An 18103-nucleotide genomic window follows, 5' to 3' on the forward strand; every position below is an offset into this window, starting at 1 on the left:
AAAATGGATATAAGAAAAAAAATTACGGTTACCTATGTAGCTCTCTCTTCTTTTAGTACGCTGCTATTGTGTATCGTTGTTTTTGTTTTATTTCGGGAAAACAATCGATATCATTTTTTAAAACGATTAGAGGACAGGGCTAAAATTGTAGCGTCAATACATTTTCAAAGAGATCCTGAAAAAATAAAATACTACAGTAATCTTAAAAAAAATGGACTGGAAGAACTTATCGAAGAAGAAGAATTCGTTCTTAAAATAAACAGTGCCAATAGTTTTGATTACAACACTAATCTTAATTTGCCTAATGATTTTTACACCAATATATTAAAAACTGGAAGAGATTATTTTGAAATTAACAGTAAGTACTATTTAGGACAGGTTTTTACAGAAAATAACCAAAAATACATTGTAATTGTTGGAGCGCGTGACCGAAAAGGAAGAACGACTGCAATTTATATTGTAAAAATCATGCTTTTCGGAGGTATTGGCTTTATATTTCTGGCTTTCTTTTTAGGTCGGTTTTTGGCAAAACGTGTTATAAATCCGGTAGCAAGAATTACTAAAGAAGTAAACCGAATAAGTGCTTCTAATCTTCATAATCGATTGCCTGAAGTTAAAAACTCTGATGAAATTTCAGATCTAACCGAGACGTTCAATGATATGCTGGACCGTTTGGAAACCTCTTTTGAGATACAGGCTAACTTTATTAATAACGCCTCTCATGAGTTAAAAACACCAATTACAACGATTATTGCAGAGTCTGAAATCATGCTTCTCAAAGAAAGAGAAGTTCCGGAATACATTCAGTCATTGGAAAATATTTATTCTCAGGCATCAAGACTAGGAAATCTGACTGAGAGTTTGTTAAAACTGACGCAAACGGGTTATGATGGAAAAAAACAGGTTTTGGATATTGCCCGAATCGATGAGTTATTGCTGGATGTAAAATCGGATCTGGATAAAATCTACCCGGATAACCGTGTAAGTGTAAAACTTAACTTTGCGCCAAAAGATTCTAATTTATTGTTGATCCCTTGTAATAAGCCACTTTTAGAATTGGCAATCAATAATATTATTACCAATGGTGTGAAATATTCAGACAACAATGAGGTCTTTGTATCGCTTTCTGCGAATAAAGAATGGATTAAAATTGCTATAAATGATATCGGAATCGGAATACCGCCGGAAGATATTCCACATTTGTATGAACCGTTCTTCCGTGGTAAAATTGCTGCCAAATACATTGGTTATGGATTGGGGTTGCCTTTGGCTTCAAAGATTATCCGAATGCATGATGGTGAAATACAAGTGCAATCGGAACAGAACAAAGGCACCATTGTGACAATCGTTTTTAAGAAAGATAATACTAAAAAAGCCAATATTAAAAAATCTAATATTGAATCTTAGAGAAATCTAATCCTGAGTTAAGACCCTTCTAATTTCTGCGGAGTTATTTTGTACGTATAAAACTAAACAATTATACTTATGAAAAATTTCCTTATCCCTACCACATTAAAAGAAGATACCATAAGCGCTGTAAAATCGGCTGTTAATCAGGCGAAAAATAGCAATTGCGAAATTGTTTTAATGATGGTTGCAGATGCTCCGGACTCTTTCTCGTCATCTTATTTTTTACGTGAAATGAGAGCAGGCCTTACAGTAAGTCAGGAAGAAGTTCTGGAAACCTGTCGATATATTGTAGAGCATACTGCTAATTGCAAAATCAAAATACACAACCAGTACGGACTTTCATCGCCAATATTTAAAGGTATTATTGATGCTTTTGATGTGAAGTTGGTTATTCTGACTCCTTCTTATAAACAAGAAACCAAGCGCATTCATCAATATTCAGTAAAATTAGCCGGAAATCAAAAATGCCCTATTCTGCATTTAGGCACGGAAGCAATCAGAGAAGACTTCAATAAAGCACTTTATATCGAAAACAGCAATGTAAACATGCATGTAAAGGATGTTCAGCAGTTTTTAAGTCAAAATTTCTCGTATGAAATTGTAAGCCAAACCGCCAATTTTGATGATAATTTCGAACAATTCGGACCTTATTTGTCGGAAGCTATTTCGAAATACGACATTGATTTGCTGGTTGAAACCCGTAAAGGCGAGAAAATCAAGTTCAAAAAAACGAAGAAAGAAACCATGAATGATAAACTGGGACTTCCGGTACTATCGCTGTACGAAGAATTGGTTTAAGAAATCAATAGTTTAAAAAATTCAAGTTTAAACTTTAAAGCTAAAAAATATGCTGTTAAAAAAGAAAATTCCAATGAAGTATGTTCTTGGGAAAATAAAAGTAGAATTGGCTCTATTGATGGCTTATACGATATTGTTTGAGATTTTTCATCACTATTTTATTAATGTTTCTATCGATATCCCGATTGCAATACCAACAATGATTGGTACTATTATATCCTTGTTGTTGGCTTTTAAGTCCAATCAGGCGTATGACAGATGGTGGGAAGCCAGAATTATTTGGGGATCTATTGTAAACGAATCGAGAACACTGATACGACAATTATTGACCTTTTATAAAGATCCTGATTTTTCTGTTGAAGCCAATGAATTCAAAGAAAATTTCACTAAAAGGCAAATTGCCTGGTGTTATAGTTTGGGACAGGCTTTACGTAATAAAGACGCTATAAAACCAATTAAAGACCTTTTAAGTGAGGAAGAATTGCGTTTTGTAAAGAACCATCAGAACATTCCAAATGCCATTTTGTTATTACATGCAAGGGATTTGAGAATCGCCAGAAAAAACAAACGTTTCAATACCTATCAACAAGTTGAAATTGATAATACCCTAACCAGATTATGTGATGCAATGGGGAAATGTGAGCGTATTAAAAATACAATTTTCCCAACAACATATAGTATGTATATTAGAATGACATTGTGCTTGTTTATTATCTTATTGCCTTTTGGATTGATCAGTTTGTTAAGTTGGTTTGCCATTCCTTTAATTACAATCATTGGAGGTACATTTTTCTTAATAGAGAAAATGGCTATTCATTTGCAGGATCCGTTTGAGAACAGACCTACAGATACACCGGTGACGGCTATTGCAACTACAATCGAAAAGAATTTAATGCAAATGCTGGATGAGTATCAGAGTGAATTTGATATCATCAAAGAATTTGATCTTAAACCCGAGCCTAGAAAAGCGGAAAACGACGCTTACTTCGTTTTATAGTTAATTTTTTGGTCCTTTAATTGTTATTGTTACTCCAGGCAGCGTGTTTATTGTTTACGCTGCCTGGTTTTTTTATTTTGCCACGACCCGAGCGATAGCGAACAGGCGAAGCAATTGCACGAATCTGCACGAATTATTTTTTCGCCACTGATTAAAAGGATTCACACAGATTTTTAATCTTTTTAATCCTATAATCTGTGGCTATTTTTTTCGCCACGAATTGCATGAATTTTCACGAATTATTTTTTTGCCACTGATTAAAAGGATTCACACAGATTTTTAATTTTTTTAATCCTATAATCTGTGGCTATTTTTTTGCTGCGAATTGCACGAATTTGCACGAATTGATATTAATTACTGTTCTTCAACAATTCTTGTAAACTCTATTAGCTTCTATCTCTATCTTGTAAAATAAAACCGTAAAACATTCAGACTGACATTTCACATCTCACATCTCACAACTCACAAGTGTCAACTTAAATTAATTCGTGGAAATTCGTGCAATCTGTGGCAACCTTATTTTCGCCATCAATTGTTGAATGCTAACGGCAATAGAAAATTAATCGAATTCAGGTTTATAAATCAACCAGTTTGCCTAAGGTCACTATAGATTGTCGCAATTCGTTGGTCCAGGGCAGGCCAAAACTCAAGCGCATGCAATTTGAAAATTGATCCTGAAAAGAGAAAACCCTTCCGGGAGCAATACTGATGTGGTGTTTTAGTGCCAAATGGTACAAGTCGACTGTGTCAATTCTTTTGTCAAGTTCTAACCAAAGGAAAAAACCACCTTGTGGCTGGCTCACTTTTGTTCCTACCGGAAAAGATTCCAAAATGGTATTGATATAATTGTTGCAATTGTGATTTAGTATTTGCCGAATCTTCCGAAGATGATTCTCATAACGTCCATTTTTTAGAAAATCTCCAACAACTTCATGCGTGATAGTAGGAGAGGAGAGGGTGTGATAAAATTTGGTACGCAGGATTTCCTTTTTAAATTTTCCCGGGATAACCCAGCCTGCGCGATATCCGGGAGCCAATGTTTTGGAAACTGAACTGCAGCAAAGCACAATTCCGCTTTCATCATAGGTTTTGCAATTCGTTGGGCGACTCGAGCCAAAATACAAATCCCCGTGAATATCGTCTTCAATAAGCGGAACATTGTAAAATTCCATCAATCGGACTACCTCTTTTTTATGTTCATTCGGCATCATGCTACCCGACGGATTGCTGAAATTGCTAATCAGTACACAAGCTTTTATCTTTTTGGTGGTAAGGGCCTTTTTCACGGCCTCTAGTTCGATTCCTGTGGTAATGTTGGTTGGCAATTCCATCACATATAAACCCAAAGATTTGGCCAGTTGTAAAACACCAAAGTAAACAGGACTTTCTGTGATGATAGTATCACCAGGTTTGGTCACAGTCATTAAACACTGCGATATGGCATTTACACAACCGGGAGTTGTGATGATATCGTCTTCAGTAAGAGAACCTCCCCAGGTAAATGACCAACGCGCAATTTCTTTTCTCAGATTAAGATTTCCCTGCATGTCGTCATAACCGGTACCACTATCAGGTAATGACCGCATAGCCTGAACCATTCCTTTATTTAGTTTAGCAATCGGAAGGAGCTCATTAGAAGGAAAACCTAGTGAAAGCATCGTAACATCTTTTGTTTTCATGTCACTGTAGAACAAATCAATTAAATCTTCTCGTTCCACATTTTTTCCGCTTAAAATAGGAGAACTTGCTGAGGGTTCAGGGGCAGTTCGGGCAGAAATATTGCTTACATAATAACCCGATTGTGGCCTTGATTCAATCAAAGAGCGACTTTCCACTTCGTAGTAGGCTTTACTGACTGTACTCATGCTGTATCCCGTTTCTGAACAGACTTCACGAATAGAAGGGAGCTTGTCTCCGACACTCAAAACGCCCGATTTTATTTGCTTTTCAATTCGATCAGCAAATTGCAGATATAAGTAATTTGAATTTTTCATAAAACAAAACTGTTATGGTGCAATTTACAAAAACTGTATCTGTATTGCTGTGTTATTTTTTAGAAATTTGCTTTATAAGTAAACAATCAAAAAAAGAAAACTTAGTGAAAACAACAAAATATTACCTGGCCGCCATTACCGCCTATACTATTTGGGGATTTTTTAGCTTGGCTTTAAAGCCAATTCATGACTATCCTTCTTTAGATATTTTATTTAACCGCGTTTTTAGTTGTAGTGTTTTAATGTTATTGATTGTCTTTGTCTTTAAGAGAAAAAGAGTAAAAGAAACAATTGATACTTTTAAAGCTTTATCAAAAGTTGAAAAAAGAAAGACTCTTCTATTAAATTTCGGAGGCAGTTTTTTTCTAATGGCCAATTGGTTTACGTTTATTTATGTAATGAATCATGTAAGTGTAAAAGCAACTTCCCTGGCGTATTTGGTGTGTCCGATTCTGACTACTTTATTGGCTTATTTTCTGTTGCATGAAAAACTGTCAAAACTGCAGTGGGTTTCAGTAGGTCTGAGTGTTTCAGGTTGCTTGTTATTGTCTTACACGGCCATTATGGACATGTTTTTTAGTATTATAATCGGTTTAACTTATGCTTCATATTTGGTGAGTCAGCGTATCAATAAAGGGTTTGACAAGTTTATTGTACTTACTTTTCATATCACTTTCTCAGCCTTGGTTCTATTGCCTTTTTATCCGGCATACAGCGGACCGGTTCCAACAGAATTCAGGTTTTATTTCTGTATTGAAACCATAGCCATACTTTTTACTATTTTTCCGTTGTTTTTGAATTTGTATGCCCTTTCAGGAATCAATTCATCAACGGTTGGTATGCTCTTGAATATTAATCCTATGATCGCTTTTTGTCTGGCCACCTTTGTCTATCACGAAAAAATCGGAGCCTTGCAGATTGCAGCTTATAGTATTATTTTCATAGCGGTTTTAGTTTTTAATTCGCATCATATTTTCGCCTTCAGAAAAAAATACCTGTCGACTACAAAGAATACCGTATCATAGAAAGATAAAATTACCAGAATCTTAACAACATATTTAAACAGGAATGAGTATTTTTCATTTCTGTTTTTTTGTTTGTGGAAAGACAGTCTAAGTTTAATTTCCGAAACCGATTCAATATTTTTTATGAAAAATACGAAGCTCCAAGCCTTTATTCCGTTGTTTTATCTGGTATGGTCTGATGATCTTTTGACTCAGAAAGAATTTGCGACTTTGCAGGAATTTATAACCTCTTTGTCTATGCTTGCACCGGACGAGAGACAGTTCCTGCTTTCTAAAGTAGATATTGCAAATCCGCCTTCGAGAAATGAACTTGCAGCATGGAAGTCAGATATTGAGAATAGCATAAAAGATAAGACAGCTATAAAATCTATTTTTGATATTGCAGTAGCGCTCTCAGAGAAAGATTTGGATATTTCGGCATTGGAATCAGATTTTATAAAACTGGAAAATGATCTTGGGATTTTAGGAGAAGAAGTAATTCAGAATTTTAAAACCAAAACCGGTTCTTTTACAGCCAATTCGCAAACCGGTTCTAATTTTGATGTCCTGAAAATAACAAAACTTCTAGACGGGAAAGAAGCCGAAATTATTAAAAAGGTAAAATCGATTATATCAAAACCTGAATTTGCTTACGAAACTTCGACAGATACGGCTATCTATAGGCAGACGGTTTATAATTGGTGTAAAATTCTGGCCGAAGAAAACCTCGGCAACATGGCATATCCAAAACAATATGGTGGCGGAGATAACATAGCCGACTATTTTGCTATTATGGAAACACTGAGTTACCATGATCTAAGTTTGGTTATTAAGTTTGGAGTTCAATTTGGGCTTTGGGGAATGAGCGTTCAGTCGTTGGGAACAGAGAAACATTATGCAAAATATTTAAAAGATATCGGTTCCCTGAAACTTCCGGGTTGTTTTGCAATGACCGAAACCCATCATGGTTCGAATGTAAAAGGGCTTGAGACTACCGCAACATACAATCATAGCAATCAAACTTTTACAATTCATACACCCAATAAAAATGCGCAAAAAGAATATATAGGTAACGCCGCTGTTCACGGACAAATGGCTACCGTTTTCGCGAAACTAATTATTGAAGGACATAATTATGGTGTGAATGCTTTTGTGGTTCCTTTGCGAGATACAAACGGAACTACTTTAAAAGGAATCACTATAGGAGATTGTGGTCACAAGATGGGATTGAATGGTGTTGACAATGGAACGATCAGTTTTAATCAGGTCGAAATTCCAAAAGAAAATATGCTCGATCGTTTTGCTTCTGTAAATGAAAAGGGAGAATTTGAAAGCCCGATTCCGAGTGACAACAGACGTTTTTTTACGATGTTAGGAACTCTGGTCGGGGGGCGAATTGGGATTCCGCGTTCCGCTTTGGCAGCTGCCAAATCAGGGCTTACTATTGCCATTCGCTATAGCGATCAACGCAGGCAATTTGGTCCTGAAGGCGGATCAGAAGTACCAATACTGAATTACCGTATGCACCAACGCAGATTATTGCCTCATTTAGCAAAAACGTACGCCATGCATTTTGCTTTACAGTACCTTACCAATCGTTTTCTCAATCGAACCGAATCAGAAATGCAGGAGATAGAAGCTTTGGCAGCGGGAATGAAATCCTATTCGACCTGGAGTACAAGAGATATTTTGCAGGAATGCCGCGAAGCTTGCGGTGGTAAAGGCTATTTGTCAGAGAACAGAATTGATGCTTTAAAAAACGATACCGAAATTTATACCACGTTTGAAGGAGATAATACAGTTTTAATGCAATTGGTAGCCAAAAACCGTTTGGCTGAATTCAGAAAAACATTTGGTGAAATGGGGTCTTTAGGAATCATTAATTATGTGTACGAGAATGCAAAAACCGCCATTGCCGAGAAAAACCCAATTACAACCCGTAAAACCGATGAGGAACATTTATTAGACGGAAGCTTTCATTTACTGGCCTTTCAACACAGAGAAAAAACAATTCTGGCATCGGCAGCAAAGAGAATCAAAAAATTGGTTGCCGAAGGTTTAGAGGCTTATGATGCTTTTAATGTGGTGCAACATCAAATGATAGACGTAGCACAAGCTTACTTGGAACGAGTAGTTTTAGAGCAATTTCAAGCCGTGATTCAAACGGTAGAAGACGAGAAATCTAAAGCTATTCTGGTAAAGCTAAATCAGTTGTATGCGCTTTCACAAATAGAGAAAAATAAAGCCTGGTATCTTGAAGACGGTTATATGGAAGCAGTAAAAACGAAAGCAATTCGTAAAATGGTCAATCAGCTTTGTTGGGATATCCGACCTGATGCTGTCGCTCTGGTGAATGCCTTCGACATTCCGGAGAGCTGCCTTGCCGCGCCAATTGCAGTTTAGTGTGACTTTCGAAAGAAGTCCTTTTATACTATCGCTTTCGTTATATTTGTAATTCTGTTTTTATCTTTTAGTAGCTTGAAAAAATATTATCTGTTTGTTTTAACCCTTTTGATTTGTTTTCCGGTCTACTCCTCGGACAGTACCGCTACTATTGTGGATAAACTGAATGATGCTTTAAAAAATAAGCAGCATTACGTGAAGCTCAAGGAAGAGCGAATTCTGAACTTTAAGAAAATTAAATCGGATAATTTAACCAAAGAGCAGGAGTACAATTACAATAAAGCTTTATATGCAGAATATCAGAAGTTCAATTCAGATTCGGCTATTTTTTATGTAAAAAAGAATCTGAAAATAGCTGCTGAACTTCAGAACAAAGAGCTTTCCGATTTAGCAAACCTGCAATTGGTAACACTCTATTCCTCTTCCGGGAAATACCGCGAATCGGAAGCGATTTTAAGAAGTATTGACAAAAGAAAATTAGCCGTATCGTTGCTTCCGACTTATTACATTGCCTATCGGGAGTTTTTTGAACATTATGCGGCCAATAGTTACAATAGAAAGTATATAGATCAAATACAGCAGTATCGTGATTCTTTACTGGCTGTTTTAGATTCAAACTCTTTAAATTATAAGATAAATAAAATTCAGCAGGAAATTTATCAGAAAAAATATGCTGTTGCCCAAAAGAAATTAGTTTTTCTATTGCAGAATCAAAGAGAAGAAAATCCGGAATATGCCATGATAGCCTACCTTCTGGGAACTATTTATGAAGGAACGCATCAACTTGAGTTAAGAAAAAAATACTACGCCCTTTCGGCTACTTCAGATATAAAAAATGCAAATAAAGACAATGCTTCCCTTCAGGAATTGGCATTGGTGTATTATGAAGCGGGCGATGTAGATATGGCTTATAAATTGACGCAGTCTGCTATCGAAGATGCCTTGTATTGTAATGTACAGTTTAGAACGCTTTTGATGTCGGAAGTGTATTCGATAATCAATACCGTTTATTTAGAAAAAGAAGCTAAAAGGAAAACAGAGTTGCAGCTTTACCTTTTATGTATCAGTTTGCTCTCGGTGTTTTTGATTGTAGCGGTGATTTACGTTTACAAACAAATGAAAAAAGTGTCCAGAATTCGTGGCGAACTTTATGAAAGCAGTCAAAAATTAGCCGAATTAAACAAAGATATTACCGAAACCAATAATCAGTTGCAGGAACGTAACGCACAATTATCAGAATCCAATCATATTAAAGAAGAATATATTGCTCATTTTTTTAGTTTGTGTTCTACTTATATCAATAAATTGGAGAATTACCGAATCATTTTGAACAAAAAAGCAACGGCTAAACAATTTGATGAGATATACAAAATACTAAAATCAACCACATTGGTTGATAATGAATTGGAGGAATTATACAAAAACTTCGATACTATCTTTTTAAACCTTTACCCAAGTTTTGTAAAAGATTTTAATGAACTGCTTATTAAAGAAGAACAGATCGTTTTAAAGCAGGGGGAACTACTCAATACAGAGCTTAGAATTTTTGCCTTAATCCGTCTTGGGATTACCGACAGTGTAAAAATTGCCGCTTTTCTTCGATACTCTTTAAGTACGATTTATAATTACCGTACCAGAGCCCGAAATAAAGCCGCTGTTTCGCGAAATGATTTTGAAGAAATGGTCATGAAAATCGGTTTAATTTCTCCGAAATCCTAAGGATTAGTTTTAAATCTACTACTTTTTTTGTCTTATTAAACAATTTAAATAATTGATTATTAGTGATTTGAATTTTTAAATCGCTACTTTTTTTCGTTTAGAAATGTAATGTGTACGATAACGTTTTAGCTTTACAATAGTATTAAAAGGCGCTTTTTGTTAAAAGAGTTTCCTTACTAACGTAAACGCTTTAATAAATTACATAGTTATGTTTAAAAACGTTAAAACAATTGTTGTTTTAGTTTTATGGAGCTCATTCGGATTGAATGCGCAAAATAAAGTTCCGGTTTATCTGGATGATAAAAAGCCAATTCAGGAGCGCGTAGAAGATGCGCTTTTGCGAATGACTACCGACGAAAAGATTGCCATGATTCATGCCCAGTCAAAATTTAGTTCACCGGGTGTTCCCCGATTAGGGATTCCGGAAAACTGGATGACAGACGGGCCACACGGAATACGTACAGAGGTATTATGGGACGAATGGGATCAGGCCGGCTGGACCAATGATTCTTGTATTGCTTTTCCTGCACTTACGGCTCTTTCTGCTACCTGGAACAAAGAATTAGCAGCATTATACGGAAAATCAATAGGTGAAGAAGCGCGTTTTCGTAATAAAAATGTATTACTGGGCCCCGGTGTAAATATCTACAGAACACCATTAAACGGCCGTAACTTCGAATATATGGGAGAAGATCCTTTTTTGACTTCAAAAATGGTTGTCCCTTATATCAAAGGAGTTCAGTCCAACGGAGTTGCTGCCTGCGTAAAACACTTTGCCTTAAATAATCAGGAAACCAATCGTAACGCCGTAAACGTAATTGTTGATGATCGAGCTTTATACGAAATCTATTTACCGGCTTTTAAAGCGGCTGTTCAGGATGGTGATGCCTGGGCGATTATGGGGTCATATAATAAATACAAAGGACAGCATTGTTGTCATAATGAGTTTTTATTGAATGATATTCTTCGCGGAGAATGGGGTTTTAAGGGTGTTGTAATCTCAGATTGGGGAGGAGTTCACGATACCAACCAAGCAATTTACAATGGTTTGGATATGGAGTTTGGTTCATGGACAAACGGACTTTCGTGGGGAACGAGTAATGCTTACGATAACTATTATTTAGCTAAGCCTTATTCAAATAAGATTAAAAATGGAGAAGTAGGGACGAAAGAACTGGACGAAAAAGTACGTCGTATTTTACGTTTGTCCTTCTTAACTACTATGAATAAAGAAAGGCCTTTTGGTTCTTTCGGAACAAAAGAACACGCAGATGCCGGTTTGAAAATTGCCGAAGAAGGAATTGTATTGCTTCAAAACAAAAATAATGTATTGCCAATCGATCTTTCTAAAACCCGAAAAATTGCCGTAATCGGAGAAAATGCGATCAAAATGATGACTGTTGGTGGTGGAAGTTCTTCGCTTAAAGCGAAATACGAGGTGCTGCCTTTAGACGGTTTAAAGAAAAGAGTAGGTACACAAGCCGAAATTGTATACGCTCGTGGTTATGTGGGAGACCCGACAAGTAAGTATAACGGTGTGGTGGCTAAAGTTAGCTTAGAAGACAAACGTTCTCCGGAAGAGTTGACTGCCGAAGCTTTAAAAGTGGCAAAAGATGCTGATATAGTGTTGTTTTTTGGAGGATTGAATAAAAGTGATCTTCAGGATGCCGAGGGGTATGATCGTACAGAATTAGGCCTTCCATACGGTCAGGATAAATTAATTGCTGAATTGGTTAAGGTAAATAAAAAGATTGTTTTTATAAATATCTCAGGAAATGCTGTGGCGATGCCGTGGGTAAAAGAAGTTCCTGGTATTGTTCAGGGATGGTTTTTAGGTACGGAGGCCGGAAATGCTTTGGCAGCTGTTTTAGTCGGAGATGTAAATCCTTCAGGAAAACTGACTTTTACTTTTCCTGCAAAATTGTCGGATAACGGTGCTCATGCTTTAGGAGAATTTCCCGGCGGAGATGAGGTAACCTATAAAGAAGGGATTTTTGTTGGCTACCGTTGGGCTGACAAGCAAAAAGCAAAACCTTTATTTGCTTTCGGACATGGTTTGAGCTACACTACTTTTGAATACGGAAAAGTTACGGCAGACAAAAAACAAATGACAGTCGGAGACCAGATTACATTTTCGGTAAAAGTAAAAAATACAGGAAACAGAGAAGGATCAGAAATAGTTCAGCTGTATATCAGTGATTTAAAATCGTCTTTGCCACGTCCGATTAAAGAATTGAAAGGATTTGAAAAAATTTCGCTTAAAGCGGGAGAAGAGAAAACGGTAATTTTCACAGTAGATAAAACAGCTTTAAGCTTTTTTGATGATAAAAAACACGACTGGGTGGCAGAGCCCGGAGCTTTTGAAGCCATAATTGGGGCTTCAGCAATTGATATAAAATCTAAAGTGAGTTTCTCGCTTCAATAAATTTCATTATTTCTAAACTTTGGTTGGTTTGTAGAGCTGCAATGATAAAAAGTTGCAGCTTTTTTTTAAAGTGGCTATTTGTGGAGATGTGAAATGTGAAATGTGAAGATGTGAGATGTGAGATGTGAAATGTGGAGATGTGAAATGTGGAGATGGGTTTTGAAATTATAGTAATTAATTCAAGTTGTTAGTTGATCACTTTATTTACTTGGAATTCGAATACAAATAAGGTAGGTTTTATGTGAATTGCCTCCAGTTTTTAACTGGAGGTTGTTTGTAAGGAAGGAGACAAAGGCTTTAGCCGAACCTTCAAAGAGTTTGGCTAAAGCCTCTTTATTATTAATCAATTCTTTACCTCCAGTTAAAAACTGGAGGCAATTGATGGAGGCCAATTAAAAATTCAAAAAAAAAAGACATACCCTTTTTAGGCTAATTCATATAAAAAGATTTCCTAATCTTATGCATTGATTCGCAAAATAAATTTAGTGAACCTCTTCTTTTTTTATACAATTGCAACTAGCAACTTGAATTAATTAAAAAAATATAGCATGAAACGAATTGTATTAGTTGGAGGTGTTTTTCTTTTGTTGCAGCAGTTTTCGGTGCAAAGTCTTACTATCTTTATTGGTGGCATTCCATGAAGCTATGATTGTTTGAACAAGTGAAACGCCTCTTTTTAAGTTACAAAACTATGTTTCTATGTGTTAAAAAATAAAAGCTTTATTTGAATTTTAATACTTTAGACTATACCAAAATAAATCTTTAACCACCAGAATACTTTATGAGTACCATTTTATCAGATATCAAAGCCAAAAAACATTACGAGATTCTTGACGGATTGCGTGGTGTTGCGGCAATTTTAGTAGTTGCTTTTCACATTTTTGAAGCTTTCTCGGGAGGGAATCGTTTCGTACAAATTATCAATCACGGTTACTTGGCTGTGGATTTCTTTTTTCTCTTATCAGGATTTGTAGTAGCATATGCTTATGATGATCGTTGGGTAAAAATGACACAATGGGAATTTTACAAACGACGTTTAATTCGTTTGCAACCTATGGTAATCATGGGAATGATCATTGGGGCGGCATTGTATTATTTTCAGGCTTCAGACGTTTTATTTCCACAAATTGCGACCATGCCGGTCTGGAAAGTGATTCTGGTGATGTTCGTTGGATTTACTTTAATTCCGTTGACGCCCTCAGCAGAAATTAGAGGATGGGGCGAAATGCATCCGCTAAACGGACCGGCCTGGTCTTTGTTTTTTGAATATATCGCCAATATACTTTATGCCTTGTTCTTTCGTAAATTTTCGAATAAAGTTATGGTATTATTTGTTCTGATATTTGCCGGACTGCTAATCAACTATACTGTTTTTGGGCCAAAAGGGGATGTAATTGGGGGCTGGTCTTTAAATCTGGAACAAATGAATGTTGGTTTTACCCGTTTATTGTATCCTTTTTTTGCCGGAGTTTTGCTTTCTCGTTTAGGAAAATTAATTCACATAAAAGGAGCTTTTTGGATCTGTAGCTTTTTAATCACAATATTATTGGCCATTCCAAGAATTGGAAATGAAAACACTTTATGGATGAATGGGATCTATGAATCCGTTTGTATTATTGTATTGTTTCCTTTAATTGTCTCTATTGGCGCAGGTGGGGAATTAAAAAATCCATTTTCAATAAAAGCATGCCAGTTTTTGGGAGCTATTTCGTACCCGATTTACATTACACATTACCCACTTATTTATTGGTATACGGCTTGGGTTGTAAATAATAAAGTTACTATAGAAGAAGGTTACGTATTGGGAATCGGAGTTTTGATTACCAGTATCGTATTGGCGTATTTATGTTTGAAATTATATGATGAACCGGTGAGGAATTGGTTGCAGAGAAAGTTCCAAAAGCAAAGTGTGTCTGCTTTATAAAAGATAAAATTTCATTTGTAATTTTGTTAGCTACAAATTGATAAAAGGGATGAGGTTAACAACCATCATCCCTTTATTATTAAAGTCTTTTTTAAATTTGAGGTTTAAAAACAGAAAAGTTCTTAAATGAATAATTATTCTAAAACCAATTGCACTAAGGCTTCTTTACTAAAACCTTTTAATTGTTCTGTTTTTCCGGCTTTGATTTTTGCTACCCAATTCGGATCAGATAAAAGTGGTCTTCCAACGGCAACCAGGTCAAAATCACCTCTGTCGAAACGTCTGTTTAGTTCTTCTAATGATGTTGGTTGAGAACTTTCACCGGCAAAAGCACCGAAGAAATCACTCGAAAGTCCCACAGAACCAACTGTAATTGTTGATTTTCCTGTAATTTTCTTAGCCCAACCTGCAAAATTCAAATCAGAATCTTCAAATTCAGGTTCCCAAAAACGACGTTGCGAGCAATGTAAAATATCAACTCCGGCATCAACAAGGGGAGTAAGCCAGGCTTCCATTTCCTGTGGATTTTTAGCGAGTTTGTAGTTGTAATCGGAAGGTTTAAATTGAGATAATCTCATGATAACGGCGAAATCTTCTCCAACTTGCTTTCTGATTTCTTTAATCACTTCTATTGCAAAACGGTTGCGTTCCGGTAATGTTTTTCCACCATAGCCATCTGTACGTAAATTGGTTTCAGCTCTAAAGAACTGATCAATCAGATAACCATGTGCGCCATGAATTTCGATGGTATCAAAACCTAATCTTTTTGCGTCGGCAGCAGCTTTTCCGAAAGCGATTATAGTTTCTTCAATATCTTTTTCAGACATTGCATTTCCGTTATTAAAATCAGGTCGGTTTAATCCGGATGGTCCTTCAAACGGAACAGGAGGTACCCATCCTGAATGGTGATTGTCCATAATTCCCATATGCCAGATCTGTGGCCCCATTTGTCCTCCGGCTGCATGAACTTCATCTATAACTTTTTTCCAGCCTTGTAAAGCCGCATCTCCGTGAAAACGAGGTACATTTGCATCATTTGAAGAGGAAGCTCTGTCGATTACAGTTCCTTCAGACAAGATTAATCCGACTTCGCCTTCAGCTCTTTTTTGATAGTAAGTGGCTACTTCATTAGTTGGGATTCCGTTAGGAGAAAAGGAACGCGTCATTGGCGCCATTACGATTCTATTTTTGAGACTTAAAGTTTTTAAGTGAAAGGGTGTAAATAAACTATTTGTACTCATAGTAATTTATAAATTAGATTTAATTAATTTACTGAGTGCTTCAAAGGCACCTTCGTTGCGTTTGTAGTATGTCCATTGTCCAACACGTTTAGATTCGATAAACCCTGCACGTTGTAAAATCGACAAGTATTCTGAAACTGTTGATTGTGTAAGGCCTGCCTTGGCCTGTATTTGCCCAACACAAACGCCATGTTCAAACCCTGCAGCGATTTGATCCGGGAAGTTTATTTCAGGTTCTTTTAACCATTCCAGCATTTGTAATCTGGATTTATTTGACAGTGCTTTGAATATTTCAATATGTTCCATGCAGCAAAGATATCGACTTTTCCCGATATATCTATTTGCTGATTGATATTTAGGATAACTTTAAGATGGAGCAGGTGGGGATCTCGCTTTAAATTTTCAGTGGGTTATAGAAATGTTTCAGGAAGTCATTATATTTGTTTTTGATTTAGACCATTAATTATTATTCTGGCAAGTCGCAGAAATACTGGTTTTTTTGACTTGCTTTAATGTGAGTTTTATCAAACAGCTTTAGCAAGTTTAACTGTATAAGTGAGCACTGCATCATAAAGTTAGTTTAAATGAACTTACATCACTTATATGGTTAAAATTCGCACGCAAAGTTTACATTATTGTGAATTACAAAAGATGTAGAATCAAGAATCTATAAATTAATATAAAAGAAGATAGTCCCAAATTTATCTTATAAACTCCATTACCTATGAAAAAAAGCTACTTAGTTATAATTTTCACATTTTTTACCTTATACAATAGCAACGCGCAGTCAGTTGGAACAGAAGTCGGGGATATTGCTCCTGAAATAGATCTTCCGGACACCAAAGGAAATACAATCGCACTTTCGTCCTTAAGAGGCGGATTAGTTTTAGTTGACTTTTGGGCAACCTGGTGTGGACCATGTCTTAAAGAACAGCCAGAATTACTAAAGCTTTACAACACTTATCCGGATCAATTGTCCATTTACGGTGTTTCTTTAGACAATAAAAAACCGAATTGGGTTGCAATGGTTGCAAAACTGAAACAACCCTGGCCTCAGGTTAGCGATATAAAATATTGGAGTTCACCCGTTGTTGGGGATTATATGATTCAGGCATTGCCGTTTAATGTTCTAGTAGATAAAAACGGAGTCATATTGGCGAAGAATATTCACGGAAATGCATTGAATGAGCTAGTTAAAAGCTTAGTTACAACAAAATAAAGATGTAAAATTTAAAATTCCAATTAAAGAAATTCCAAATTCCAAATTCCAAATCCCAAGTGTAAAGCTGGAATTTGGAATTTTTTTATTGGAATTTCTCCTTCTTTGTTTAGTACCCCGAAGTTGTTGTCTTGCCTTTTCCCAATCTAAAACTATTGGAATTTGGAATTTCTTTATTGAAATTTAACCTATATTTTCCTCAGAGTCATTGGGTGTTTTTTTAACACCACCAAAGCTCGTTTTGAGCATTTCTCTGATCTGAAACTGTGTTTTGCTTCTGGTCGTATTTTTCCATTCCTGAAAATCAAGAATATGAATCTGGCTGGCATACGGATTGGTAACGAAGGCAAGCCTTGAAATAGAATACTTATATGGTTTTAATTCATTAGAAACATGGCGATCGGGAACAATAACAAGTATCGTTTCCCATTGCAGGAAATCTTTAGGGATATCTTCTCTTTCATTTAGACCAAGCGACTCAAAAAAAGCAACTATTTTTTCATCATTCAGTATATTAATCTTCTGATCGATGCTTTTTAGGGTGCTATGAAACGTGTCTACATCTTTGATAACACTCATAATTTGTGTGATTTTTCTAGTTGTAAGTAAAATTAAGTTAAATGAATAAGAATAGTTAAATAAGAGCCAGTAGAATGATTCTAAATTTTTTCTCGCCTGATATTTAAGGTTTTAATTCGCATTATTCCAGTGGTTTATAAAGTTTTGATGACCTTTTGGGTAACAAGCACAGTAGTGTTTTTTGGACGCTGATAAAACGGATTTTTTAATTTTTTGGAATGCTGAAACTTACTTTGTCTATTTTGTCGGAAAGGTTTGCAAGATGGTGTCGCTCACAACAATTAATAAAATGATCGCAAGATCATTTTATTAGAAAATCTAAAATCTAAAATCTAAAATCTAAAATCTAAAATCTAAAATCTAAAATCTAAAATCTAAAATCTAAAATCT

13 protein-coding genes are annotated in these 18103 nt (G+C 35.8%); 9 read left to right on the forward strand and 4 right to left on the reverse strand.

Features of this window, described 5'->3' with window-relative positions; all coding sequences use genetic code 11:
• The first annotated feature begins 3 nt into the window (after positions 1-3).
• From G3A47_RS19150 to G3A47_RS19160, 3 genes are all read left to right on the forward strand, one after another.
• Entirely contained in the window at positions 4-1407 is a 1404-nt protein-coding gene (locus G3A47_RS19150) for a sensor histidine kinase (protein WP_166925315.1), read from the forward strand.
• Between the two features lie 78 nt (positions 1408-1485).
• A complete protein-coding gene (locus G3A47_RS19155) occupies positions 1486-2208 on the forward strand; it encodes an adenine nucleotide alpha hydrolase family protein (protein WP_166925317.1) in 723 nt (240 codons plus the stop codon).
• 49 nt (positions 2209-2257) lie between these two features.
• Complete coding sequence (locus G3A47_RS19160; protein WP_166925319.1) at positions 2258-3205, forward strand: bestrophin family protein; 948 nt, start codon at positions 2258-2260, stop codon at positions 3203-3205.
• Between the two features lie 575 nt (positions 3206-3780).
• Here G3A47_RS19160 and G3A47_RS19165 read toward each other — a convergent pair.
• Positions 3781-5199, reverse strand: coding sequence for an aminotransferase-like domain-containing protein (locus tag G3A47_RS19165; protein WP_166925321.1), 1419 nt, complete (start codon positions 5197-5199; stop codon positions 3781-3783).
• Positions 5200-5303: 104 nt separating this feature from the next.
• Between G3A47_RS19165 and G3A47_RS19170 the strand changes: the two genes are divergently transcribed.
• From G3A47_RS19170 to G3A47_RS19190, 5 genes are all read left to right on the forward strand, one after another.
• Positions 5304-6224, forward strand: coding sequence for an EamA family transporter (locus G3A47_RS19170; protein ID WP_166925323.1), 921 nt, complete (start codon positions 5304-5306; stop codon positions 6222-6224).
• A gap of 123 nt (positions 6225-6347) precedes the next feature.
• Positions 6348-8606: an acyl-CoA dehydrogenase family protein gene (locus G3A47_RS19175; RefSeq protein ID WP_166925325.1), complete on the forward strand. Its 2259-nt coding sequence runs from the start codon at positions 6348-6350 to the stop codon at positions 8604-8606.
• 75 nt (positions 8607-8681) lie between these two features.
• Positions 8682-10325, forward strand: a complete 1644-nt coding sequence (locus G3A47_RS19180) for a DUF6377 domain-containing protein (RefSeq protein WP_166925327.1) — start codon at positions 8682-8684, stop codon at positions 10323-10325.
• 208 nt (positions 10326-10533) lie between these two features.
• On the forward strand, positions 10534-12750 hold the full coding sequence (locus tag G3A47_RS19185; RefSeq protein WP_166925329.1) for a glycoside hydrolase family 3 C-terminal domain-containing protein: 2217 nt from the start codon (positions 10534-10536) through the stop codon (positions 12748-12750).
• Positions 12751-13531: 781 nt separating this feature from the next.
• On the forward strand, positions 13532-14674 hold the full coding sequence (locus G3A47_RS19190) for an acyltransferase family protein (RefSeq protein WP_166925331.1): 1143 nt from the start codon (positions 13532-13534) through the stop codon (positions 14672-14674).
• A 134-nt stretch (positions 14675-14808) separates the two neighbouring features.
• Here the strand turns inward: G3A47_RS19190 and G3A47_RS19195 are convergent, their stop codons facing one another.
• Entirely contained in the window at positions 14809-15915 is a 1107-nt protein-coding gene (locus G3A47_RS19195; RefSeq protein WP_166925333.1) for an NADH:flavin oxidoreductase, read from the reverse strand.
• A 6-nt stretch (positions 15916-15921) separates the two neighbouring features.
• The gene (locus G3A47_RS19200; RefSeq protein ID WP_166925335.1) at positions 15922-16221 is read right to left on the reverse strand and encodes an ArsR/SmtB family transcription factor; all 300 of its coding nucleotides are present in this window, start codon (positions 16219-16221) and stop codon (positions 15922-15924) included.
• 418 nt (positions 16222-16639) lie between these two features.
• Here G3A47_RS19200 and G3A47_RS19205 point away from each other — a divergent pair, with 418 nt between their 5' ends.
• Complete coding sequence (locus G3A47_RS19205) at positions 16640-17134, forward strand: TlpA family protein disulfide reductase (protein WP_166925337.1); 495 nt, start codon at positions 16640-16642, stop codon at positions 17132-17134.
• A gap of 183 nt (positions 17135-17317) precedes the next feature.
• On the opposite strand, the gene G3A47_RS19210 is transcribed toward G3A47_RS19205, so the two are convergent.
• On the reverse strand, positions 17318-17713 hold the full coding sequence (locus G3A47_RS19210; protein ID WP_166925339.1) for a hypothetical protein: 396 nt from the start codon (positions 17711-17713) through the stop codon (positions 17318-17320).
• Between the last annotated feature and the right edge of the window lie 390 nt (positions 17714-18103).

The organism is Flavobacterium poyangense (assembly GCF_011751075.1).
Lineage (GTDB): Bacteria > Bacteroidota > Bacteroidia > Flavobacteriales > Flavobacteriaceae > Flavobacterium > Flavobacterium poyangense.